The organism is Pseudomonas nitroreducens, from assembly GCF_024170165.1.
Taxonomy (GTDB): Bacteria; Pseudomonadota; Gammaproteobacteria; order Pseudomonadales; family Pseudomonadaceae; genus Pseudomonas; species Pseudomonas nitroreducens_C.
This window is the reverse complement of sequence record NZ_JALJXP010000010.1, coordinates 252,279-273,322: the sequence shown is the minus strand read 5'-3', so window position 1 is coordinate 273,322 and position 21,044 is coordinate 252,279. Positions and strand designations below refer to the sequence as shown.

16 protein-coding genes are annotated in these 21,044 nt (G+C 68.0%); 9 read left to right on the top strand and 7 right to left on the bottom strand.

Going from position 1 to position 21,044, the window contains the following annotated elements; all coding sequences use genetic code 11:
- Positions 1-32: 32 nt before the first annotated feature.
- The 3 genes from J2T47_RS20565 (at position 33) to J2T47_RS20555 (ending at position 1,615) form a co-directional block, all read left to right on the top strand.
- Positions 33-485, top strand: coding sequence for a universal stress protein (locus J2T47_RS20565; RefSeq protein WP_253450983.1), 453 nt, complete (start codon positions 33-35; stop codon positions 483-485).
- 138 nt (positions 486-623) lie between these two features.
- Positions 624-875, top strand: coding sequence for a hypothetical protein (locus J2T47_RS20560; RefSeq protein WP_253450980.1), 252 nt, complete (start codon positions 624-626; stop codon positions 873-875).
- A 137-nt stretch (positions 876-1,012) separates the two neighbouring features.
- On the top strand, positions 1,013-1,615 hold the full coding sequence (locus J2T47_RS20555; protein WP_253450977.1) for a hypothetical protein: 603 nt from the start codon (positions 1,013-1,015) through the stop codon (positions 1,613-1,615).
- 18 nt (positions 1,616-1,633) lie between these two features.
- Here J2T47_RS20555 and J2T47_RS20550 read toward each other — a convergent pair whose 3' ends face one another.
- Both J2T47_RS20550 and J2T47_RS20545 read right to left on the bottom strand, forming a co-directional pair.
- Positions 1,634-2,533 (bottom strand): acetoacetate decarboxylase, encoded by a 900-nt coding sequence (locus tag J2T47_RS20550; RefSeq protein ID WP_253450974.1) that lies wholly within the window; start codon positions 2,531-2,533, stop codon positions 1,634-1,636.
- Positions 2,534-2,781: 248 nt separating this feature from the next.
- Positions 2,782-5,676, bottom strand: coding sequence for an ATP-binding protein (locus J2T47_RS20545; protein WP_253450971.1), 2,895 nt, complete (start codon positions 5,674-5,676; stop codon positions 2,782-2,784).
- Between the two features lie 362 nt (positions 5,677-6,038).
- Between J2T47_RS20545 and J2T47_RS20540 the strand changes: the two genes are divergently transcribed.
- On the top strand, positions 6,039-6,449 hold the full coding sequence (locus J2T47_RS20540; protein WP_253450968.1) for a helix-turn-helix domain-containing protein: 411 nt from the start codon (positions 6,039-6,041) through the stop codon (positions 6,447-6,449).
- Between the two features lie 186 nt (positions 6,450-6,635).
- Positions 6,636-7,265, top strand: a complete 630-nt coding sequence (ycaC, locus tag J2T47_RS20535; RefSeq protein WP_192319086.1) for an isochorismate family cysteine hydrolase YcaC — start codon at positions 6,636-6,638, stop codon at positions 7,263-7,265.
- Between the two features lie 172 nt (positions 7,266-7,437).
- Here ycaC and yghU read toward each other — a convergent pair whose 3' ends face one another.
- The 3 genes from yghU to J2T47_RS20520 are packed head-to-tail and all read right to left on the bottom strand — an operon-like array spanning position 7,438 to position 10,108.
- A complete protein-coding gene (gene yghU, locus J2T47_RS20530; RefSeq protein WP_253450965.1) occupies positions 7,438-8,274 on the bottom strand; it encodes a glutathione-dependent disulfide-bond oxidoreductase in 837 nt (278 codons plus the stop codon).
- 58 nt (positions 8,275-8,332) lie between these two features.
- Positions 8,333-8,935 carry a nicotinamide riboside transporter PnuC gene (gene pnuC, locus J2T47_RS20525; RefSeq protein WP_253450961.1) on the bottom strand — a complete coding sequence of 201 codons (603 nt, stop codon included), beginning with the start codon at positions 8,933-8,935 and terminating at the stop codon, positions 8,333-8,335.
- 33 nt (positions 8,936-8,968) lie between these two features.
- Entirely contained in the window at positions 8,969-10,108 is a 1,140-nt protein-coding gene (locus J2T47_RS20520) for a phosphotransferase enzyme family protein (RefSeq protein WP_253450957.1), read from the bottom strand.
- 367 nt (positions 10,109-10,475) lie between these two features.
- Here J2T47_RS20520 and hflK (J2T47_RS20515) point away from each other — a divergent pair, with 367 nt between their 5' ends.
- The 4 genes from hflK (J2T47_RS20515) to J2T47_RS20500 are packed head-to-tail and all read left to right on the top strand — an operon-like array spanning position 10,476 to position 16,567.
- Positions 10,476-12,434 carry a protease modulator HflK gene (gene hflK / locus J2T47_RS20515; RefSeq protein ID WP_253450955.1) on the top strand — a complete coding sequence of 653 codons (1,959 nt, stop codon included), beginning with the start codon at positions 10,476-10,478 and terminating at the stop codon, positions 12,432-12,434.
- A gap of 27 nt (positions 12,435-12,461) precedes the next feature.
- Positions 12,462-13,523, top strand: coding sequence for a protease modulator HflC (gene hflC / locus J2T47_RS20510; RefSeq protein ID WP_253450952.1), 1,062 nt, complete (start codon positions 12,462-12,464; stop codon positions 13,521-13,523).
- Complete coding sequence (gene hflK / locus J2T47_RS20505) at positions 13,516-14,544, top strand: protease modulator HflK (protein ID WP_253450949.1); 1,029 nt, start codon at positions 13,516-13,518, stop codon at positions 14,542-14,544. Before hflC ends, hflK (J2T47_RS20505) begins: the two co-directional genes overlap by 8 nt.
- Before the next feature lie 43 nt (positions 14,545-14,587).
- On the top strand, positions 14,588-16,567 hold the full coding sequence (locus J2T47_RS20500) for a heavy metal translocating P-type ATPase (RefSeq protein ID WP_253450945.1): 1,980 nt from the start codon (positions 14,588-14,590) through the stop codon (positions 16,565-16,567).
- A gap of 28 nt (positions 16,568-16,595) precedes the next feature.
- Here the strand turns inward: J2T47_RS20500 and J2T47_RS20495 are convergent, their stop codons facing one another.
- Positions 16,596-18,065, bottom strand: coding sequence for a sensor domain-containing diguanylate cyclase (locus J2T47_RS20495; RefSeq protein ID WP_253450942.1), 1,470 nt, complete (start codon positions 18,063-18,065; stop codon positions 16,596-16,598).
- A gap of 322 nt (positions 18,066-18,387) precedes the next feature.
- Positions 18,388-20,913 carry a TonB-dependent siderophore receptor gene (locus tag J2T47_RS20490; RefSeq protein WP_253450939.1) on the bottom strand — a complete coding sequence of 842 codons (2,526 nt, stop codon included), beginning with the start codon at positions 20,911-20,913 and terminating at the stop codon, positions 18,388-18,390.
- Positions 20,914-21,044 lie beyond the last annotated feature (131 nt).

Below are 21,044 nucleotides of genomic sequence, written 5' to 3'. Positions count from 1 at the left end.
GGTCGAACTGCCCAAACAACGAGGAGCACAGCATGTACGAGCACGTACTGGCCGCCGTCGACGGCAGCCCCGTTTCGTTCCGAGCCCTGGCCGAAGGCGCAAGACTGGTGCGCATGAGCGGCGGTGAACTGCATGTCATCACCATCGTCGACCGTCCGCTGGGGCACCTGCCTTATTACGCCAAGTACTATGACGCCGAGGCGCTGCAGGCCGCCGCGCTCAAGGCGGCCGACGACATCCTGGGCAAGGCGCGGGAAGTGGTCGAGGAGCACGCTGTGCGCGCCACCTACCAGAGAATCAACATGGAAACCGCGGGCGAAGAGGTAGCCGACCGCATCGAGGCCGAGGCCGACGCGGTCAAGGCCGATGCCATCGTCATGGGCACCCACAGCCGGCGTGGCGTGCAGCGCCTGATGCTGGGCAGCGTGGCCGAAGGCGTGCTGCAGTCGAGCAAGCGTCCGGTGCTGCTGGTGCGCGACCAGTAAGGCGGTTCCGCCGGCAGCGCGGCAGCCGGCATTGCCTTTCGTCGAACAGCACGGCGAACCACCCGGCACCACCGGCAGGCCCCCGGGAAATCGGCTGTACTGCATAGTCCCGATCCCTGCGCGGCAGGAGGTGATGCCATGTCCCGTTCCCTGTTCACCGCCATTCTCGCGGCGACCTTCCTCGTTGCCTCGGCCGGCTCCGCCTGGGCCACCGAGCAGGGCAACCAGCGTCGCCAGGCGCGCGACGTGCGCCAGGAAACCCGCCAGGATGCCCGGCAGACCAAGCAGGACTGCCGCGCCGCCGACCAGAAGTACAACGCCCAGTGCCGCCAGGACAAACGCCAGACCAAGCAGCAGGGGCGCGAGACTGCGCGGGACATCAAGTACTGAGTGGCGGATGCCGAGGTGAAGCGCCGGGCAGCTGCTAGGCTCGATAAAACCACGCAGCCAGGCAGCACCGGCAGGCGTGCTCCTGTTCCTGTCGGCAAAACCACAACGCAAACACCCCTGACGCAAGGAGTTGCCCGATGAGTGTGTCCCGTTGGATCTGCCTGTCCCTCGCCGCTGGCGTGCTGGTCGGTTGCCAGAGCGAGAAGAACGATGAGTTGAGTTACCAGTACGACAGCACCGAGTCGGTTGCCAAGGGTGTGCCGGGCGGTGCGATGACCGAGACGGAGGAAATGCAGGCCAGCGTCACTGCCATCGACCGGACCGAGCGAACCGTTACCCTGAAGGACGACCACGGCAACAGCCGCACCCTGCGTGCGCCAGCGGAGATGCGCAACTTCGAGCAGATCAAGGTGGGTGATCGGGTGCGCGCCATCGTCACGCTGGAGCGTGTCGTCTACCTGCGCGAGCCGGGCCAGGAGAGCGGCAGTGGCGCTGCCGGGCTGATGGCGACGGCGCAACCGGGCAGCAAGCCCGGCATGCTCGCGGCCGATACGGTGGAGATCACCGCCACGGTCAAATCCATGGACACCGCCAGGCGCACCGCCACCCTGCAATTTGCCGACGGCAGCCAGCACACGGTGCAGGTCCGCCCGGACGTGGTGATGAAACCCGAGTATGTGGGGCGTCAACTGGTGATGCGGGTGACCTCCGCCGTCGCCGTCAGCGTCCAGCCGCAGTAAGGCGCCCGCCTGCGCCTGTCAGGGCTGGCTCTCCAGCAGTGCTGGCAGGTGCAGCACGATCTGCGCGTCCTTGACCACATCCAGGCGCAGGATGCGCGACGCGCCCAGCCCATCGAGCAACTGGCTCAGCGGCCCGCCGTTGCGGGTGAGCCGGACGTTGCCGGGCAGCAGCTTCTGCGCGTAGGCCAGGGTGTTGCTCTGCACGCGCGTCTGATGCCAGCGCCCATCGACCTGATGAACCATGGTGGCAGTGCCCAGGCGCGATTGCGCGGTGGCGATCTGCAGCGCCGGCAGCGGCGCCTGCAGGACGAGGTCGGCGGTGCCGTCGGGCCCCTGGATGCTGGCCGACACTTCGCTGCCGATCTTCACCTCGATGCCGGTGCGCCATTTCGGCAACTGGTAGCCATGCACACCGCGCACCCGCGCAATCTCGGTGGAGACCGGCAGGGCCAGCACATGGGCGACGAAGCTGCGGCGGCGCACGGCGTCGAGTAGTTCCAGGGCATGGCTGCCCCTGGCGCCTGGACGGCGAATGACGATGGCGACCGAGACTTCATCGTACGGGTCGTTGTCGCACACCGAGTAGGAGAAGAAGGTCAGTGCCACCAGTCCCTGGCCGGGCAGGGCACGCAGCGGTTCCAGTGGTGCAGGCAGCGTCGCACGCAGGCGCTCGATCGGCGCCAGGAACAGCAACTGGATGCTGCTGGTGCGGTAGTAGAAGTTCGGCGCCCAGGTCGGCCCGACGCGCGAGGCGACCATCTGCTTGGGAAAGCGCCGGAAGTAGTCGATGTTGCCGGCGGCGGGGTCCTTCGCCACCTCGTTCAGGTCCGGGTTCATCCGGTAGCGGTCGTAATAGCCGCCCTCGATCACTTCAACGCTCTGGGTGCCGAACTCCACTGCCTTGAACCGCGCCTTCATCTGCTTGACCTTCTGGTAGACCCTGTGGGAAGCCGCCCGGCGTGAGAGCCGGGAGGCGGATGGGTTCACCCTAAGTTTAAAGTTAACTTTAATGTCAAGCGGGTTGGTGTGGGGCCGATGGGTTGTGTATCGGGGGCACTGACAGATGCTCGCGTCTGCTTCCCCGGCTGGCATGGACGTCCCATTGTAGGAGCGGGCCATGCCCGCGATCGTGCGCATGGCGCGCTCCTACAGGGTGCGGCGCGTCGTCAGTGGGCGCAGGCCTCAAGACATTGCCGTGCTCTGCGCTGGTCCGGCGAGTCGAAACCTTCGGTGAAGCATCGGTAGACCGGCTCCAGCAGTTGCCGCGCAGCTTCCGGTTTGCCCTGTGCGCTCCACAGCTCCGCCAGGCAGGTGGCCGAGCGCAGCTCCCAGGCCAGTGCACCTTGCTCCTGCGCCAGCGTCAGGGCACGGGTCAGCAGGGTTTCGCCGCCGAGCAGGGACTCGCGGTCGCCCCGCGCCAGCAGGGCGACCGCCTCGTTGCGCAGGATTTCCGGTGCGCACCAGCCGGCCGCGCCGGTGCGGGCGCGCATCAGCTGCGCCTGATCGGCGGGGAGGGGGCGGCCGCCGAGGGTCTGCACGATGTCGCGCACCAGGCCGACGGCGGGTGCCGTGGCGCCAGCGGTCGAGTCGAGCTGCATGGCCCATGCGTAGTGCCGCGCCCAGTCGCTGAACAACGGCACGCGGTGACGCTCGGCAACCTCGATCATCTGCCGCACGCGGCTGCGGGCCTTGTCGAACTCGCCGTTGTAGAAGGCGATGACGCAGCCGGCCACTGCGAGGCTGTAGGCGATGGAGGCGCTGTGGTCGATCTCGCAGGCCAGTTCGATGGCCTGTGCAGCCATGCGCTCTGCCTGTCCGGGCAAGCCGCGCAACCAGAGCGTGCGCGCCTGGGTGGCAAGGGAGGCGACCTGCTGGTCGTACTGCACGCCCAGACAAGGGGCAAAACGGTTGGCCCGACGTTGCTGTTCCAGTCGCCGCAGCACTTCATCGCCGACGGCCTGGGCGCGTACCTGATTGCCCGAATAATGCAGCGCCAGCACCTTCAGGCGCAGGGCGCTGGTGGCGAGCATCTCACCCTGGCCGTCGCTCAGCCGGTCGAATTGCCGGCTCTGCTCGGCGGCCTGCTGGTACTGGCCGGCCCACAGCAGCACGGCCAGGCCGCCAGACAGCGCGGTGAGTTCACCGTCGCGGTCGCCAATCTGCCGGGCGAGGTAGCGGGCGTTCTGGAAGGCCTCGTCTGCCTGGCTGTTGCGCACGTCGTGGTAGGTCGTGTTGCCCAGCGCCAGCTCCAGGCGCATGGCCAGTTGCAGCGACGAAGCGGACTCGGCACTGAGCAGGCCGAGTGCCGCGCTCACGTAGGGACCGTATTCGTGGAGCAGCGACAGTTCCTGCCACAGCGGCGCCGAGCAGGCCGCGAGGTGGATTGCCCGGGTGTGCCGGACTTCCGCATGCAGGCCCCAGTCGAGGGCGGCGCGAACCTCCGCGAGCCACGGCGAATGTTGCTCGAGCCAGCCCAGTGAGGCGGACCTTTCCCATTCGTTCTGCGCAGCCTGCATCGCGTCCTGGCACAGCTGCAGATGGCGTTCGCGGGCCTCGTGCAGTTCGCCAGCGGCCTGGAGTTTCTCCAGCGCGTGCAGGCGGGTCGGTTCGAGCAGCCGGTAGGTGACTTCGTCGCGGCGAATCTCGGTGGTCAGCAGCGATTTGGCGGTCAGCTGGTTCACCAGCACGAAGGCCGCGCCCAGGTCCGCCGGCTGGCCAAGGACGGCGGCGATGGAGTCCAGGGTGAAGCCGCCGCGGAACACGCTCAGGCGCCGCAGGCAGGATTGCTCCGCGGGGCGCAGCAGCGTGTAGCTCCAGTCGAGCATCGCGCGCAGGTGTTCGTGGCGGCTGGGCGATTCCTCGGACTGCAGCGGCAGGTCCAGGTAGCCGTCCTGCAATAGCGCGTCGATGCTGCCATCGGCCTGGCCCAGATGGCCGGCGGCCAGTTCCAGCGCCAGCGGAATGCCCTCCAGGCGCCGGCAGATTTCACTGACGCGGGGCAGGTCTGCGGGGCGGAACTCGAAGTCTTCGTGGGTCTCCCGGGTCCGCTCGATGAGCAGCGCGACGGCGGGGTAGGCGAGGGCGTCCTCGATGCTGCCGACCTGCACCGGCGGGCAGCCGAGCGGCCGTAGCGGCAGGATGTATTCGCCGGTGGCGCGCAGGCTTTCGCGGCTGGTGGCGAGGATGTGGATCTGCGGCGCGTGGCGCAGCAGGCACTCGACCAGGTGCGCGGCCGCTTCGATCAGGTGCTCGCAGTTGTCGATGAGCAGCAGCATATGCCGGTCGGCGACCTGGCTGCAGAGCCGCTCCAGCGATTCGCCGGCCAGCCCCGGAATGCCCAGCGCGCTGGCGAGGGTGCTGTTCAGCGGCCGTGCGTCCTGCAACGGGGTGAGGTCGAGCATGCGGATGCCGTGGGGATACTGGCCGATGAAACGCTCGGCGGCCTGCAGGGCAAGGCTGGTCTTGCCGATGCCGCCACAGCCCACCAGGCTGACGCAGCGACGTCGCGGCAGCTCGCTGACCAGACGCTCCAGCTCGGCCTCGCGGCCCAGCAGGCGATTGCGCCGGGGCGGCAGGTTGTGGTCCGCCGACTGGCCGTCATCGGGGGCGGGCATCGCCTGCGCCGAAGCCGTCAGCGGCTCGACGAAGCTGTAGCCGCGCAGCGCGATGGTGACGATGAAGCGCCGACCGTTCTGGCCGTCTCCCAGCGCCTTGCGCAGGGCAGTCATGTGGACCCGCAGGTTGCCTTCGTCGATGTCCTGTCCGGGCCAGGCACGGGCCAGCAGCTCGCGCTTGCTGACCACCTGGCCGGCACGTTCCAGCAGCGCCAGCAGGATGTCCAGCGCGCGTTGCCCCAGGCGCAGCGGGCGGCCGGCCTCGAGGATCACGCGGGATGCGGGGTAGATCTGGTAGGGGCCGAAATGAAGCACGGTTTCGACCGTGGCCACGGCATCGGGAGTCATCGTCTGGTAGTCGCTTTCGCACGCTGGGGGCAGATTGCGCGCCAGTCCTGGCGTCAGCCCGGTGGCACAGGTCCATCGACTCTCCGGTCGATTGGCCATTCTTTCGTGAACCGCAGTCAGGGTAAACGACGGCTCAGCGTTGAGCCATCCTGCGCCAGGCGTGGCGTTTTGCCTGCGGGCTTAATAACGATTAACGCCCGGCCCACTTCGGCGCTGGCTGGCAGGGTGCCCGCTGTCACCGGTCCTTGTGCTGCAAGCCCCGCCGTGCAAGGCATGGCGGCCGGTTGCTGGCACTTGTGTGGTGTTGGCGGGCGGCTGTGCGGGCCCAGAGAACCGTTGCTCTCTGCCGTCGAGCCGCCGCTTTTGTTCTGCGGCGGATTAATGCGGTTTAACCAGCTTTAACTCGCCGCTACCCCTGCGCCCACCAAGAATGGTTCGCAGACCGCAGGGGAGGGACCAGCATGCTTCAGAGACTCATCAGCCAGATTCCAGTGGACGCCCCCAAGCGCGACCTGGCCCCCTGGCAGAAGGAGCGTGCCCAGGCGCTGCTGCTCAAGCATCTGGACAGCGGCATCACGGTCAGCGACCTGGCTGCCGCCTGTGCGCTGTCGCGCAGCGATTTCACCCGCAAGTTCAAGGTCACCACCGGGCATTCGCCCCAGGCCTGGATGCGAGTCCAGCGGGTGGAGAAGGCCAAGCAACTGATGCGCGAATCGACCTTCCCGCTGGCGGAGATCGGCCTGCAATGCGGCTTCTGCGACCAGGCGCATTTCTGCCGGATCTTCTACCGCATCGAAGGTGTCACGCCGCTGAGCTGGCAGCGACGCTTCTTCGATGGGGTGCGCGAATCCACCTGGCGACACGCGGGTTAGCCCGATCACCCGGTCGCGCCTTTGCGGCTGTTCGTTCTTTTAATGGAACGCTAGAGGCGATTTTTGCGGTCTGGTGCGTCAAGGGTGTCGAATTTAATCTTTGTTCCAGGCAGTGACCCACTGCAACCGAATCCAAAACCTTCCGGCCCAGCCGGTACCCACTGAAAGCAAATCGAGGATTTCACCATGGCCAACCCCACCTACAACCGCCTGGACAAAGACAACGCCGCCGTACTGCTGGTCGATCACCAGGCCGGCCTGCTCTCGCTGGTCCGCGACATCGATCCGGACAAGTTCAAGAACAACGTGCTGGCGCTGGGCGACCTGGCGAAGTTCTTCAACCTGCCGACCATCCTCACCACCAGCTTCGAAACCGGCCCCAACGGCCCGCTGGTTCCCGAGCTGAAGGCGCAGTTCCCGGACGCCCCGTACATCGCCCGCCCCGGCCAGATCAACGCCTGGGACAACGAGGATTTCGTGAAAGCGGTGAAGGCCACCGGCAAGAAACAGCTGATCATCGCCGGCGTGGTGACCGAGGTCTGCGTGGCGTTCCCGGCGCTGTCGGCCCTGGCGGAAGGCTTCGATGTGTTCGTGGTGGCGGATGCTTCCGGCACCTTCAACGAGATGACCCGCGACGCCGCCTGGCGTCGGATGGAAGCGGCCGGTGCGCAGCTGATGACCTGGTTCGGCGTGGCCTGTGAGCTGCACCGCGACTGGCGCAACGATATCGAAGGGCTGGCGGCGCTGTGCTCCAATCACATCCCGGACTACCGCAACCTGATCACTGCCTACAGCACCCTGACGGCTGGCAAGTAAAAGACTGCTGAAATGAAAAACCGGAGCCTCCTGCGAGGCTCCGGTTCTTGTGCTTTTCGTAGGAGCGAGCTTGCTCGCGAACCGCCCAACGCAGGGTTTCCCCTGTAGGACGGGCGGGGGCGCCTAGCCCATGCCCGCGATCCGTCGGCAGGGCCGACGTTACGGATGAAGCTCAGCGCGTGAAGTCTTCGGCGCTGTGCCGCTCCGGCAAGGCGTCATCGCCCCAGGTGCGGTTGACCCGGCGGCCACGCTGCACCGCCGGGCGCGCGGCGATCTCGTCGGTCCAGCGGCGCACATGGGTGTAGCTCTCCACGTCGAGGAACTCAGCCGCCTCATACACCTGGTTGTTCAGCAGCGCGCCGTACCAGGGCCAGATCGCCATGTCGGCGATGCTGTACTCGTCGCCGGCGATGTAGCGGTTTTCCGCGAGCTGGCGGTCGAGTACGTCGAGCTGGCGCTTGACCTCCATGGCGTAGCGGTTGATCGGGTACTCGTACTTCTCCGGCGCGTAGGCGTAGAAATGACCGAAGCCGCCGCCGAGGAAGGGCGCGCTGCCCATCTGCCAGAACAGCCAGTTCAGCGTCTCGGTGCGCTTGGCCAGGTCCCTGGGCAGGAAGTGGCCGAATTTCTCCGCGAGGTACACCAGGATCGAGCCGGATTCGAAGATGCGCAGCTCCGGCTTCACGCCGGTATCCAGCAGGGCCGGGATCTTCGAGTTCGGGTTGATCTCGACGAAACCGCTGCCGAACTGGTCGCCGTCGCTGATCCTGATCGGCCAGGCGTCGTACTCGGCCTCGGTGACGCCCAGTTCCAGCAGCTCCTCGAGCAGGATGGTGACCTTCACGCCGTTGGGCGTGGCCAGCGAATACAGCTGCAGCGGGTGCTTGCCGCGCGGCAGCTGCTTGTCCTGGGTCGGGCCGGCGATGGGCCGGTTGATGCTGGCGAAGGCGCCGCCGTTGCTCTTGTCCCAGGTCCAGACGCGGGGGGGAGTGTAGGTATCGTTCGCCATCTCGAGTTCTCACCTTGTGGGTTGAACCCTGGATGCTAACTGCCTGCCCGCTGTGGCGTCAGCCGTTTTTCCAGTTCGCTGCTGCGCCGGGATACCCGCCCGTGTCGTCGTGCAGCTCGCGCCGCCAGGCCAGCAGGCCGTAGATCGCCAGCACGATGAAGCCGGCGTAGAGCCCGGCGGTGAGGTAGAGCGCCTTGTAGAGGAATACCCCGGTGTAGACCACGTCGAGGAGGATCCACAGCCACCAGCTGGCGACGTACTTGCGTGCGGCCCAGAAGCTCGCCACCAGGCTGAAGGCGCTGAGCGCGGCGTCGAGCCAGGGCAGGGCGGCGTCGGTGTGGGTGTGCATCGCCCAGCCCAGGGCGAGGGCGCCGGCGGCGCCGGCCAGGCAGCTGGAGATGGCTGTAGAGAGCGGCAGACGCTCGACGCGGACCTTACCGTGGTCGCTGCTGCCTTGGCTCCATTGCCACCAGCCGTAGAACTGCAGTACCACGAAGACCAGTTGCAGGAGCATGTCGGAGTAGAGCTTCACGCTGAAGAAGATCCACGCGTAGAGCAGTACCGCGACCACGTTCACCGGCCAGCACCAGCGGATGCGCCGGGCGGTGAGCCAGACGCCGAGCACGTTGACGATCACCGCGATGATTTCCAGAGCAGACATGCCCGTTTTCCTCAGAATGCTTGTTCGGGCGAGTCAGATCGCCCTGGCCGCCAGTTGGCGCAGATGGTTGAGCAGCCGCTGGCCTTCGCTGTCGGCGAACCAGCGGCTGTGGCCGATCAGGTAGTTGTCGTAGGCCAGGGCGGCATTTTCCTCCGAGCCGAGCAGGCCGTGGAAGTAGCCGATTTCGGAGAGGGCGAAATCCGCATGCACCAGCGGCAGCAGCGCGGCCAGCGCGAGCAGGTCGTCGCGGCTCAGCGGGCGCACGCTGGCGTAGCCGCTCAGCAACGCGTCGAGGGCGTCGAGGTCGGCCACGGCGGCGCGGCCCTGGTCCAGTTCCAGCCAGGGCACCAGGTTGCGCTCGATGGCGGTGGCCAGGTCGAAGAGGGCGAAGGTGCGGTCGCTCAGGCCGAAGTCCAGCACCGAGGCCACCTGTGCCTGTGGGCTGTCGTCGCTCCACAGCAGGTTGGAGGCGTGCCAGTCGTTGTGGGTCCACAACACCGGCTGGCGCTGCAGGTAGGGCAGCAGGGCGCGTTGCAGCGGCAGGTGCAGCTCGCTCAGCGCTTCCTTCCACGGGCGCGCCTGCAGGTATTGGGCTAGGGCCGGGAAGCGCGGGAAGGTCGCCTCGATGGCGGCGATGGGGTCCTGTGCGCCGAACAGGTTGAGGTTGCTGAAAAGCACGTCGGTGCTGCGCGACGGTGCATCGAAGCTCCCGGCAGCCCGGTGCAACTGCGCCAGGGCGACGCCGGCGGCGAAGGCATGGGCGTTGTGCCGGAAGGGCGTCCAGGACAGCGCGTCGCGGTACAGGTCCAGCCCCCGGGCCTGCGTGTGGACCTCGTAGGTCCAGCCGTCGCGAGCAATGGCGCTGCGACCGTGCTCATCGCGCAGCACCTGGGGGACCGGCGCGCCGTGGCGGGCCAGATGGTCGAGGAATGTGTGCTCCTCGACCAGTTGCGCAACGCTGCGCACGCTGGGGTGGTGGCGCTTGACGAACAAGGGGCCGCGGGCGGTTTCCACCAGCGCGGCAGCAGAAAACGGCCGAGGGCTGTGCCACGTCAGGCGGGCGTCGGCCTGGCCGAATCCTTCCAGCAGACTGGCGACTTCCATCTCGGTCAGCGCTGGCCAGTCGGGCTCCACGGGCTCCAGGCCCATGCCATGGCTCAGGCGTTTGGTCATGCAGGGTCTCCACTTGCGGTGCTGGCACGTGCCGTACGCAGGTTTTTGCGGCGGGCGATTTTGCCAGCATCCGGCGAGGAATGTGGGGATTGCTGTGGCGGGCCTCGCACACCGTCATGGGCCCGGCGTTTCCCTGGGTGTTCCGCCTACCGCCCGATCCGGGTGCGGCGGGCGGGGCGCCGGCGGGTCTGAAGTCACCCTCGGTGGCAGGGGCCGTTCGCGGGCAGACGGTGCGAAATATTCGTTAACAAATCCTTAACTTCCTGAGTTATAACATATCTTTTTCTCCCTCTCGGGCGCCCGCCGGCTGCCCGTCGATGGCATCTCCTGCTGGTTGTCGGAGCTGCCTGGCCTTCCTGGAGTCTTCATGAGAGTCGATCTGGACATCGAGGCGGAGCCACTCGATGGGCTGCCGCGCTTCCAGCGTTCGCTGACGCTGTCGCGGCCGCTGGTGCTGCTGACCTGGCTGCCGGCGCTGGTGGCGCTGCTGTTGTGGGCAGTGGGCTACCTGGTCGGCCTGTTCTCCGCCGGCTCTCACTGGGTGGCCCTGCTGGACGTCAACGCAGCGTCGCTGCTGTTGCTCGGCGCGAGCGCCCAGTCGGCCTGGTGGGTCGCCCGCTGGCGCGCCCGGGCCATCGGCCAGCGGCCGGCGCCGCTGCGCTTCTGGCAGCGCGAAGACGAGACGCCGGCCGCGCCCGACGCGCAACCGCTGAGCGGTTACGAGCGCTGGCTTGAACGGGGCGTCGAGGCTTGTCGCCTGCAGGTCCGGCGCATCGGCGGCGAGGCGCTGTGGTTGTTCGGCCTCGCGGGGCTCGCTCTGCTGCTGGTGAAGGACGCCTGGCGCTTCGACCTTCCGGTGCCGGCAACGGCCGGCCAACTGACCTGGATTGTCGTTGGCATCCTGGTGGCCTCGGCCTTCTGCCTGGTGGTGGTGGAACGCCACCTGGCTGCCGAAACCGAGGTCACCTGCCCGGAAGCCGAGTCCCTGGCGGCCATGCTGCGTCTGGTCATGGTCGTCCAGGTACTGACGATCGCCTGCCTGGTACTGGTGGACGGGCAGCGCCTGTGGCCGGCGCGGCTGGCGGTGCTGATCGGCCTGCTGCCGGGCTTGGCGGCGGTTGAGCTGCTGCTGCGTGCGCTGCTGTCGGTGTTCAGCCCGCGTCGCCCGCGCCAGGAGCCGGTGCTGGTGGCGCGCAGCCTGGTCGCCGGGTCCCTGCAATGGCCGCCGCGCCCGCTGGCGTTCATCCAGGGCGAGCTGCAGCAGCGCCTGGGTATCGATCTGCGCCAGGTCTGGGCTTTCGATTTCATGCGCCGCGCCTTCCTGCCGGTGGCTGCGCTGGTGGCTGTGGTCGGCTGGCTGCTGACCGGCGTGGTCGAGGTGCCCATGAATGGACGCGGCGTCTACGAGCGCTTCGGCAATCCGCTGGAGGTCTACCAGCCGGGGCTGCATGTCGGGCTGCCGTGGCCGTTCGGCAAGGTGCTGAACGTGGACAACGGCGTCATCCGCGAGCTGGCCACCTCGGGCTCGGACAGCGCCGCCGAGCCGCTGGCGCCGGCCGAAGGGCCGGCTCCGGCCAATGCCAACCGCCTGTGGGACGCCACCCACCTGAGCGAGAACTCGCAGATCATCGCCGGCGTCGATGGCGGTCGGCAGAGCTTCCAGATCGTCAACATGGACGTGCGCTTCATCTACCGCATCGGCCTGAGCGACCAGGCCGCGCTGGCGGCGACCTACCACAGCACCGACGTTGAACAACTGCTGCGCAGCATCGCCAATCGCGTGCTGGTGCATGATTTCGCCGGGCGCACGCTGGACGGCGTACTCGGTGCCGAGCGCGAAGCCCTCGGCCACGACATCGGCCGCGCGGTGCAGGCTGACCTCGATCGCCTCGACAGCGGCGTGGAGCTGCTCGCCACTTCGGTGGAGGCGATCCACCCGCCGGCTGGCGCGGCCAACGCCTACCACGCCGTGCAGGCGGCGCAGATCACCGCCCAGGCCCTGATCGCCCGCGACCGCGGCCTCGCCGCGCAGCAGGCGAACATCGCGCAACTCAACGCCACCACGCTGACCGACAAGGCCACGGCCGACGCCCACGAAACCACCAGCAAGGCGCGTACCGCCGAGCTGCGTTTCGCCGCCGAGCGCACGGCCTGGCAGCGTGCCGGCCAGGCCTTCCTCCTCGAACAGTACCTGGGCCGCCTGAGCCAGGGGCTGAACGGGGCCAACAGCCTGATCATCGACCACCGCCTGGCCGCCGGCCAGGCGCCGACGCTGGACCTGCGTGGCTATGCCGCGCCCGGCGCCCCTTCATTGGGTTTCCCCTGATCCCGCCGCAGCCCAGGAGCGCGTCCTTTGAGCTCGAACGCCACCCACGCCCATGACGGGCATTCCTCCCATGACTGCGGCCATGATCATTCCCACGACCATGGCCACGGTCACCCGCACGACCACGATCATGAGCACGGCCGCGGCGAGCCCGGCCACGCCTGGCGACGCATAGGCGTGGCCGCGCTGCTGGTGCTGGCGATGGCCGCCACGGCCTGCTTCGTCCAGGTCCGGGTGGGCGAGGCGACGGTCATCACCCGCTTCGGCAATCCCTCGCGGGTGCTGATCCAGCCGGGCCTGGCCTGGCGCTGGCCGGTACCCTTCGAGGCGGCGGTGCCGGTGGACCTGCGCCTGCGCACCACTTCCAGCGGCCTGCAGGACGTCGGCACCCGCGACGGCCTGCGGATCATCGTCCAGGCCTATATCGCCTGGCAGGTGGCACCGGACCCGGAGAGCATCCAGCGCTTCATGCGCGCGGTGCAGAACCAGCCCGACGAAGCCGCGCGGCAGATCCGCACCCTGGTCGGCTCGGCGCTGGAGACCACCGCCAGCGGCTTCGAGCTGGCCGACCTGGTCAACGTCGACGGCAGCCGCGTGCGCATCGACGACTTCGAGCAGCGCCTGCGCCAGCAGATCGACAAGCAGCTCGGCGACACCTACGGTGTGCGGGTGGTGCAGGTGGGCATCGAGCGCCTGACGCTGCCGAAGGTGACCCTCGACGCCACGGTCGACCGCATGCGCGCCGAGCGCGAAACCATCGCCACCGAGCGCACCGCCGAAGGCAAGCGCAAGGCGGCCGAGATCCAGTCTGCCGCCGAGCGCGATGCGCGCATCCTGGAGGCCGACGCCAACGTGAAGGCTGCCGATATCCAGGCGCAGTCCCAGGTCGAGGCTGCCGAAATCTACGGCAAGGCCTATGCCGGCGCGCCGGAGCTGTACAACCTGCTGCGCTCCCTCGACACCCTCGGCACCATCGTCAACCCCGGCACGCGCCTGGTATTGCGCACCGACGCAGCGCCGTTCCGCGTGCTGGTCGATGGCCCGACGCTGCCCGCGGCGGCGCATGCCAATGGTTCTGCCCATGAGTAAGCCCGAGCAGGGGCGGCCGAGTCCCTGGCTGCAGGCCGGGCGCACCGGCTTCCTGGCGTTGTATCTGGTGACGCTGCTGGCAGCGCTGGGCTGGCTGCTCGGCAATGTCCGGCAGATCGGCCCGGAGAGCCGCGCGGTGGTATTGCGCCTCGGCGCCCAGGACCGTATCCAGAACGCCGGCCTGCTGCTGGCCTGGCCGCGTCCCTTCGAGGAGGTGATCATGCTGCCTTCGGCCGGCCGTGTGACCGAGCGCCGGGTCGAACTGCTGCTGCGTTCGGAGCAGGCACAGAAGACCGATTACGACGGCACCCTGGCCAACGATTCCAGCGCCGGTTCCGGCTACCTGCTGACCGGCGATTCCGGCGTGGTGCAGCTGGACGTGCGGGTCTTCTACAAGGTCAGCGATCCCTACGCCTTCGCCCTGCAGGGCGAGCACGTGGAGCCGGCGCTGGATCGCCTGGTGGAGCGCAATGCGGTGCAGGTCTGCGCGTCCCGCGACATGGACGCCATCCTGGTCGCGCGCCCCGAGCTGGTGGGCGGCGATTCCGGCCTGGCCGAGCGCCGCGAGCGCCTGCGTGGCGACCTGCAGCAAGGCATCAATGCCAGCCTGGCGAAGCTGCAGCAGGAGCATGCCGGCCTGGGCATCGAGATCGTCCGGGTCGACGTGCAGTCATCCCTGCCGCTCTCGGCGGTCAGCGCCTTCAATGCCGTGTTGACGGCCAGCCAGCAGGCCGAGCAACTGGTGGCCAATGCCCGCAACGACGCTGCACGCAAGCAACAGCAGGCGACCCAGTCGTCCGACCGTATCGTCCAGGTGGCGCACGCCGAGGCGACCGAGCGGCTGGCCCGCGCGCGCAGCGATACTGCCAGCATCGTCAGCCTCGGCCAGCAGCAGGACCCGGGCCTGCTGCTGCGCCTGTACCGCGAAAAGGTCCCGGCGATCCTCTCGCGTGCCGGCTCGGTGACGGCAGTGAACCCCGACGACGCAGGACGGATGATCCTGCAGGGGCCAAAGCAATGACCGCGTTCGTTCCGTCTTTCTCTGCCAGCAGGAGCTTCCCGGCATGAGTGGCCATCACCACCACGGCCATGACCATCACGGTCACAGCCACCTGCACCTGACCTCCGGGCTGCTCTCCGTCGACGAGCGCCGCCGTGCCGCGCGCCAGCTGAGCCTGGCGATGCTCGCCCTGGGCCTGCTCGGCCTCGGGCTGGCGTGGCGCTGGCTGGCGCCCGAGCAGGAGGGCGTGGCCCAATTGCTGCTGGGCATAGCCTCGCTGCTGGTGGCGGTGCCGGTGCTGCGTTCGGCCTGGCACAGCCTGCTGCATCCCAGCCTGCACGGCCTCACCGATCAACTGATCGGCCTGGCCATGCTCGGCGCCTGGGCCACCGGCGACCTGGCCACGGCGGCGTTGCTGCCGATCATCATGATCTTCGGCCACGTCCTCGAAGAGCGCAGCGTGCTCGGTTCGCAGGAGGCCATCGAGGCACTCGGCCGGCTGACCCGTAGCCAGGCGCGGGTGATCGGCGCCGATGGCCAGGTGCGCGAAGTGGACAACGCCAGCCTGAAGGCTGGCGACCAGGTCGAAGTACGTGCCGGCGACCGGGTGCCGGCCGACGGCCGCGTGCTCGAAGGGCAGGCCAGCCTCGATACCGCGCCGATCACCGGCGAAGCGGTGCCCGTGGAAGTCGCGGTGGGGGCGGACATCTACGGCGGCGCCATCAACCTCGATGGCTTGCTGCGGGTGGAAGTGACCCGCACCGGCGACGACTCCACGCTGGGCAAGGTCATCGCCCTGATGCAGCGCGCCGAACAGGCCAAGCCGCCGATCACCCGCCTGCTGGAGCGCTACGCCGGGCGCTACCTGCTGCTGGTGTTGCTGATCGCCGCCGCCACCTGGTTCATCACCAGCGACGCCCAGGCGATGCTCGCCGTGCTGGTGGCGGCCTGCCCCTGCGTGCTGGTGCTGGCCGCCCCGGCCACCGCCGTTGCCGGTATCGCCGTGGCGGCGCGGCACGGCATCCTGATTCGCGGCTCGGCCTTCCTCGAAGAGCTGGCCGACCTGTCTTCGCTGGTGATCGACAAGACCGGCACCCTGACCTACGGCGAGCTGCGCCTGCACAGCATCGTCAGCGCCGACCCGCGCCAGTCCCAGGATGCCATCGCGCGGCTGGCTGCCAGCCTGGGCGCCGCCAGCAGCCATCCGGTCAGCCGCGCGCTGGCGGCGCTGGTGCCCCATGAACGGCAACTGCCGCTGAGCGAGCTGCACGAGCGCCAGGGCTTCGGCGTCGTGGCGCAGACGCAGGAGGGCGCGGCGGCGCTGGGCCGGCCGGAACTGTTCCAGCGCCTGGGCATCGCCTTGCCCGAGGTGCCGCAGCATGACGGACCGATTGCCGGCCTGGCGCTGGACGGACGCTTCCTCGCCTGGCTGCTGCTGGCTGACAACGTGCGGGTCGAAGCCGGCGAGGCCATGGAGCAGCTGCGCGAACTCGGCCTGCGCCGTCAGTTGCTGCTGACCGGTGACCGACGCAGCGTGGCCGATACGGTGGCCGCGCAGGTTGGCATCGGCAGCGTGGTGGCCCAGGCCCTGCCGGAAGACAAGCTGCACCAGGTGAACCAGGAACTGCAGAGCGGCTTCCGCCCACTGGTGGTCGGCGACGGCATCAACGACTCCCTGGCCCTCAAGGCTGGCGCGGTGGGCGTGGCCATGGGCGCGGGTGGCGCCGACATTGCCCTGGCGGCGGCGGACATCGTGCTGATCAATGGCGACCTGCGCCGGCTGGGCACCAGTGTCCGCCTGAGCCGCCTGTGCCGTCGCACCTTGCAGGTCAACGTGCTGATCGGTCTGGGCTGGACCCTGGCGATCGTCGTTGCGGCGGCCTTCGGCCTGCTCGGCGCGGCCGGGGCGATGATTGCAGCGCTGCTGCACAACCTCAGCACGCTGCTGGTGCTGGCCAATGCCGGGCGCCTGCTGCGTTACGACGAACACCTGACGCAGCACCCCGCAGCGGCGCCGCAACAGGTGTTGGCGCCGCAGGCCTAGCGCCTGTGGTTTAACTGGGCGGGCGTGCTCAGGAGGCTTGTACTGCTGCCGAGCGGAAGCTCACCACCTGGTTGCGTCCGCCGTTCTTCGCCTGGTACAGCGCGCTGTCGGCGGATTGCAGCAGCTCGGCCCAGTCGGCCGGGCTGAACCGCGAGGTGCTGGCCACGCCGATGCTCAGGGTGAGCACGCCCAACGGGCCATATTCGTGCGGCACGGCAAGCGCCTGCAGGGCGGCGCGGATGCGCTCGGCCAGCTCCAGGGCATCGGCTTCCCCGCTGTCGCCCAGCAGCACGACGAATTCCTCGCCGCCGAAGCGCGCCGCGCAATCGGCCGGGCGCCGCGACCACTCGGCGATCACCCGCGCCACGGTCTGCAGCGCGGCGTCGCCGGCGGGGTGGCCGTAGTGGTCGTTGTAGGCCTTGAACTTGTCGATATCCATCAGCATCACGGACAGGGGCGCACCGCTGCGCTGGTAGCGCGACCATTCGTGGTTGGCGCGCAGGTCGAAGGCGCGACGGTTGTTCAGGCCGGTCAGCGGGTCGGTGCTGGCGGCCCGCCGCAGTTCGGCTTCCTGGCGGTCGCGCTCGCGCATCTGGCGCAGGGCGAGCAGCGCCAGACCAAGCACCGCGCCGACCAGGGCAATGCCCAGCACGCCGATCAGGCTGGCGCGCCAGTACCAGTCGGCGTAGATCTCGCGGGACGGCAAGGCGACGCTGAACACCAGCGGGTAGCCCTCCACCGGGCGGAAGTCGTGCCAGCGTTCCTGGCCGTCGCTGCCGGTGTCGAAGAAGATCTCCTGGTGGCTCGCCATGAAGTGCTTGAAGGCGCCGGTGCGCGCCGGCTCCGGTGCCGACTCGGGCCAGTGCGCCAGCAGCGTGCCGTCGCGCATGTGCAGGCTCACCGCGCCGCCGTCGCCCAGGTTCAGGCCGCTGAACAGTTCGCGGAAATAGCTCAGCTCCAGGTTGGCCGCCACCACGCCGGCGAAGCTGCCGTCGGCGCGCTCCAGGCGGCGGCTCAGGGCGATGCTGGCTTCGGCGTTGGTCGAGAAGGGCTGGTAGGGATGGCTGAGGAACAGCGACTGGCCGCTGGCGTCGCGCTGCGCCTGGAAATATTCGCGGCTGGAGAGGTCGATGCGCGCCGGTACTTCCTTGCCGTAGCTGAAGGTCGCCAGACCGTCGGCGTTGGTGATGAACACCGAGCCCATGCCACGGGTGGGAGCGGTGTAGTCCTTGAGCAGCGAATCGCGCACCTCGCTGGACAGTGCGCGCACCTCGGGTTGTGCGTGGGCGTGGACTACCGCTTCCAGCGTCATGGCGTAGAGGTCGAGGTTGCGCTGGATGTCGCGTTGAACCAGCAGGGCGATGTTGTGGCCATTGGCGCTGGCGACTTCCAGGGCATCGCGGCGCATTTCCAGGATGGCCCCGAGCGACAGGGCAGCAATGGCGACGGTCAGGCCCAGGCTGGCGAAAAGGGCGGTACTCGAACGGCGGATCGGCATGCCGGTATCCATACAAGGGCACAATGGGGGACGCCGCACATCGGTGCGGGCCTCAAGGCATATAGCAGCAATCGGCGGGGTTGTCCGGTATCGAATGAGAGGTGATAGGTCCCTGCAGGAGCGGACTTCGTCCGCGATGCACTCCGGCGTGATGCAGACCTGTCGCGGACGGAGTCCGCTCCTACGGCCGAGTCCGGCGTCGGGTGGTTCGTGCGGGCAAAAAAAATGCTGCCTGGATCAGGCAGCATTCACGAGTCACGCACCCTTGGTGACTGGGCGCAGTCTGCCGGTGCGAGATTAAGCTTTGATGAAGGCAGGCTCTTCAGTACGTCGCGCGCACGGTCAGCATGAAGTTGCGCGGATCGCCGTAGACGTTGCCATAGGTCGAGGTGCCGACCGTCTGGTAGTACTTCCTGTCGAACAGGTTGTTGCCGTTGAGCGCGACGTTCCAGTGTTCGTCCAGCTGGTAGTCGACCAGCGCGTTCCATACCGCGTAGCCGCTCTGCTGGTAGTCGAACGGCACGTCGGCCTGGGTCACGTTACCGTTGCTGTCGTAGTAGGAGGCGGTGCCGCTGACCTTGGTCGCACTCTGGATATCGACGCCACCGCCGACGCGGAACTTCGACCAGTCGCCCGGCAGGCGGTAGGTGCTGAACAGCTTGGCCATGTGCTTGGGCGTGATGGTGCTCAGCTCGCCGCCGACGGTTCGGTTCTTGTTGAGGTTCAAGGTGTAGCTGGCCATGACCATCCAGTCCGGCAGCACCTCGCCGGAGATTTCCATGTCCACGCCCTTGCTGACGACTTCGCCGCCGTTGACGTAGCAGCAGTTGCCGCCGAACAGCACCGAGGTGGCGTCGTACTGCGGGTCGAGCACGGCCTGGTCTTCGCGCTTGGTGTAGTAGAGCGCCACGCTGGTGTTGACCTTGCCGTCGAACAGCTCGCCCTTCAGGCCCGTCTCGTAGGTCTTGCCGGTCATGGGGTCGAGGGTGCTGCCGCTGCCCAGCGGGCCGGCCATGTAGTTCTGCTGTGGCTTGAAGATTTCCGCGTAGCTGGCGTAGGCGGCCCACTCATCGGTGAGGTCGTAGACGATGCCGCCGAACGGCGTGGTCCTGGTCGGCTCGCGCATGTCGACTCGCGACTGCACGCCCCACACTCCGTTGGCCAGGGTCTGGTAGGTCTGGTCGAACTTGTAGCGTTGCACCCGTGCGCCGAGGATCAGGTGCAGCGGCTCGGCCAGCTGCAGGCGCAGGCTGGAGTAGAGGCCGTACTGGGTCTGGCTGTTGGGGCTGTAGTCGCGGGTGACGTCCGGGCGCGGGCCGGGGTCGGTCCAGGGCGTGGAGTTGGGGTCGAACACGTCCACCGCGCCGCCGGCCGTGGCGAAGCGCGGAGTGCCCTGCCAGCGGCTGTCGATGTCCTGGTAGTCGCCGCCGACGGTGAGCTGGTGATCCAGGCCGAACAGGCTGAAGTTGCCCGAGACGTTGGCGTCCCAGAGGTCCTGCTCGCTCCACTGGGTGATCCAGGTGCCGTAGCGGGTGACGCCGGTGCCGGTCACCGGGTTCACCGAGCCCAGGGTGGTGGCGTTGTTGGTCTCGATGGTGTCGTAGATGTTGGTGTAGCTGAGGTTGAGCTTCCAGTCGTCGTTCAGGCGGTGGTCGAGCTTGGCGAAGTATTCGCGGGAGAAACCGTCGGCGTAGGCCCAGGTGGTCGACAGCCCGGTATGCCGCGGCAGGCCCAGATCGACGCCGTTGCTGTAGCGCGGCACGGCGTTGGCGGTGCCGGTCTCGTGGACCTGGTTGAAGCGCATGCCGGCGGTGAGCAGGGTGTCGTCGGTGACATCGGCTTCCAGCACGCCGTAGAAGATCGGCTTGTCGGTGGCGCGGTTGTCGGTGAAGTACTGGCGGTCCTGGTAGGCCACCACCGCGCGCCCGCGCAGCTTGCCGTCGAAGCCCAGCGGCCCGGTCACGTCGAGCTCGGAGCGGTAGTTGTCCCAGGTGCCGGCGGAGGCGCTGAACTTCAGCTGGTAGGTATCCAGCGGACGCTTGCGTACCAGGTTGATGATGCCGCCGGGGTCGCCGGTACCGCCGAACAGCGCCGAGCTGCCGCGCAGCACTTCGACGTGGTCGAACTCGGCCATGTCGTAGACGTTGGAGGAGTAGAACGAGCCGGCGGTGGTACCCAGGGCCATGGGCGCGGCGCCGTCGAGCTGGATGTTCTGGATGGCGAAGCCGCGCGAGTAGTAGTCCTGCAGGCGGAAGGTGCCGCTCTGCACGGTGATGCCCGGCACCGCCTTCATGGCCTCGTTGATGTCGGTGATCTGGCGATCGTCCATCAGCTGGCGGGTGATCACCGAGACCGACTGCGGGGTTTCCTTCAGCGAGGTCGGGGTCTTCGAGCCGACGCTGGTCAGGCCCGGCGTGTAGCTGCCGCTGTTCTCGGTGGCCTGGCCCATGCCCTGGCCCATGATGGTGGTTTCGCTCATCTCCAGCGCGGCGTCTTCCTGCGGGATCAGCACCAGCTGGTAGCGGGAGCCGTTGCGCTGCGCCGCAAGGCCGCTGCCCATCAGCATCAGGTCCAGTGCTTCCTCGGCGCTGTAGTTGCCGCGCACGGCCTGGCTCTGGCGCTCGCGGGTCAGCTCGGCATCGGCGGCCAGCAGCAGGCCGGTCTGCGCTGCCAGTTCGTTTAGCTGGCGGGCGAGGGGGCCGGCGGGGATGTCGAAGCTCTGCCGTTGTGCTTGTTCAGCCATCGCCGCCGGGGACACGGACAGCGGGGCGACGGCGGCCAGGCTCAAGGCCATGGCGAGGATCAGGGGATGCTTCTTGCTCGGGAAGTGCTGGTCTTGGCGTGACATTCCGGTTCCTTGGCGTCCGGTTATTAGGAGTGTTTCCTAGTAATCCGAAGCTGAACGGAAAATCGGAACCATTCTCGAAAACTTTTTTTGCAGGGTGCCACCTGAGGGGGAAGTTCGTTGCTCGCGAACAC

Bases quoted from the DNA above. Each gene is read 5' to 3' on its own strand.
- J2T47_RS20565 (WP_253450983.1), top strand. From the start codon at position 33: ATGTACGAGCACGTACTGGCCGCCGTCGACGGCAGCCCCGTTTCGTTC.
- J2T47_RS20560 (WP_253450980.1), top strand. From the start codon at position 624: ATGTCCCGTTCCCTGTTCACCGCCATTCTCGCGGCGACCTTCCTCGTT.
- J2T47_RS20555 (WP_253450977.1), top strand. From the start codon at position 1,013: ATGAGTGTGTCCCGTTGGATCTGCCTGTCCCTCGCCGCTGGCGTGCTG.
- J2T47_RS20550 (WP_253450974.1), bottom strand. From the start codon at position 2,533: ATGAAGGCGCGGTTCAAGGCAGTGGAGTTCGGCACCCAGAGCGTTGAA.
- J2T47_RS20545 (WP_253450971.1), bottom strand. From the start codon at position 5,676: ATGGCCAATCGACCGGAGAGTCGATGGACCTGTGCCACCGGGCTGACG.
- J2T47_RS20540 (WP_253450968.1), top strand. From the start codon at position 6,039: ATGCTTCAGAGACTCATCAGCCAGATTCCAGTGGACGCCCCCAAGCGC.
- ycaC (WP_192319086.1), top strand. From the start codon at position 6,636: ATGGCCAACCCCACCTACAACCGCCTGGACAAAGACAACGCCGCCGTA.
- yghU (WP_253450965.1), bottom strand. From the start codon at position 8,274: ATGGCGAACGATACCTACACTCCCCCCCGCGTCTGGACCTGGGACAAG.
- pnuC (WP_253450961.1), bottom strand. From the start codon at position 8,935: ATGTCTGCTCTGGAAATCATCGCGGTGATCGTCAACGTGCTCGGCGTC.
- J2T47_RS20520 (WP_253450957.1), bottom strand. From the start codon at position 10,108: ATGACCAAACGCCTGAGCCATGGCATGGGCCTGGAGCCCGTGGAGCCC.
- hflK (WP_253450955.1), top strand. From the start codon at position 10,476: ATGAGAGTCGATCTGGACATCGAGGCGGAGCCACTCGATGGGCTGCCG.
- hflK (WP_253450949.1), top strand. From the start codon at position 13,516: ATGAGTAAGCCCGAGCAGGGGCGGCCGAGTCCCTGGCTGCAGGCCGGG.
- J2T47_RS20500 (WP_253450945.1), top strand. From the start codon at position 14,588: ATGAGTGGCCATCACCACCACGGCCATGACCATCACGGTCACAGCCAC.
- J2T47_RS20495 (WP_253450942.1), bottom strand. From the start codon at position 18,065: ATGCCGATCCGCCGTTCGAGTACCGCCCTTTTCGCCAGCCTGGGCCTG.
- J2T47_RS20490 (WP_253450939.1), bottom strand. From the start codon at position 20,913: ATGTCACGCCAAGACCAGCACTTCCCGAGCAAGAAGCATCCCCTGATC.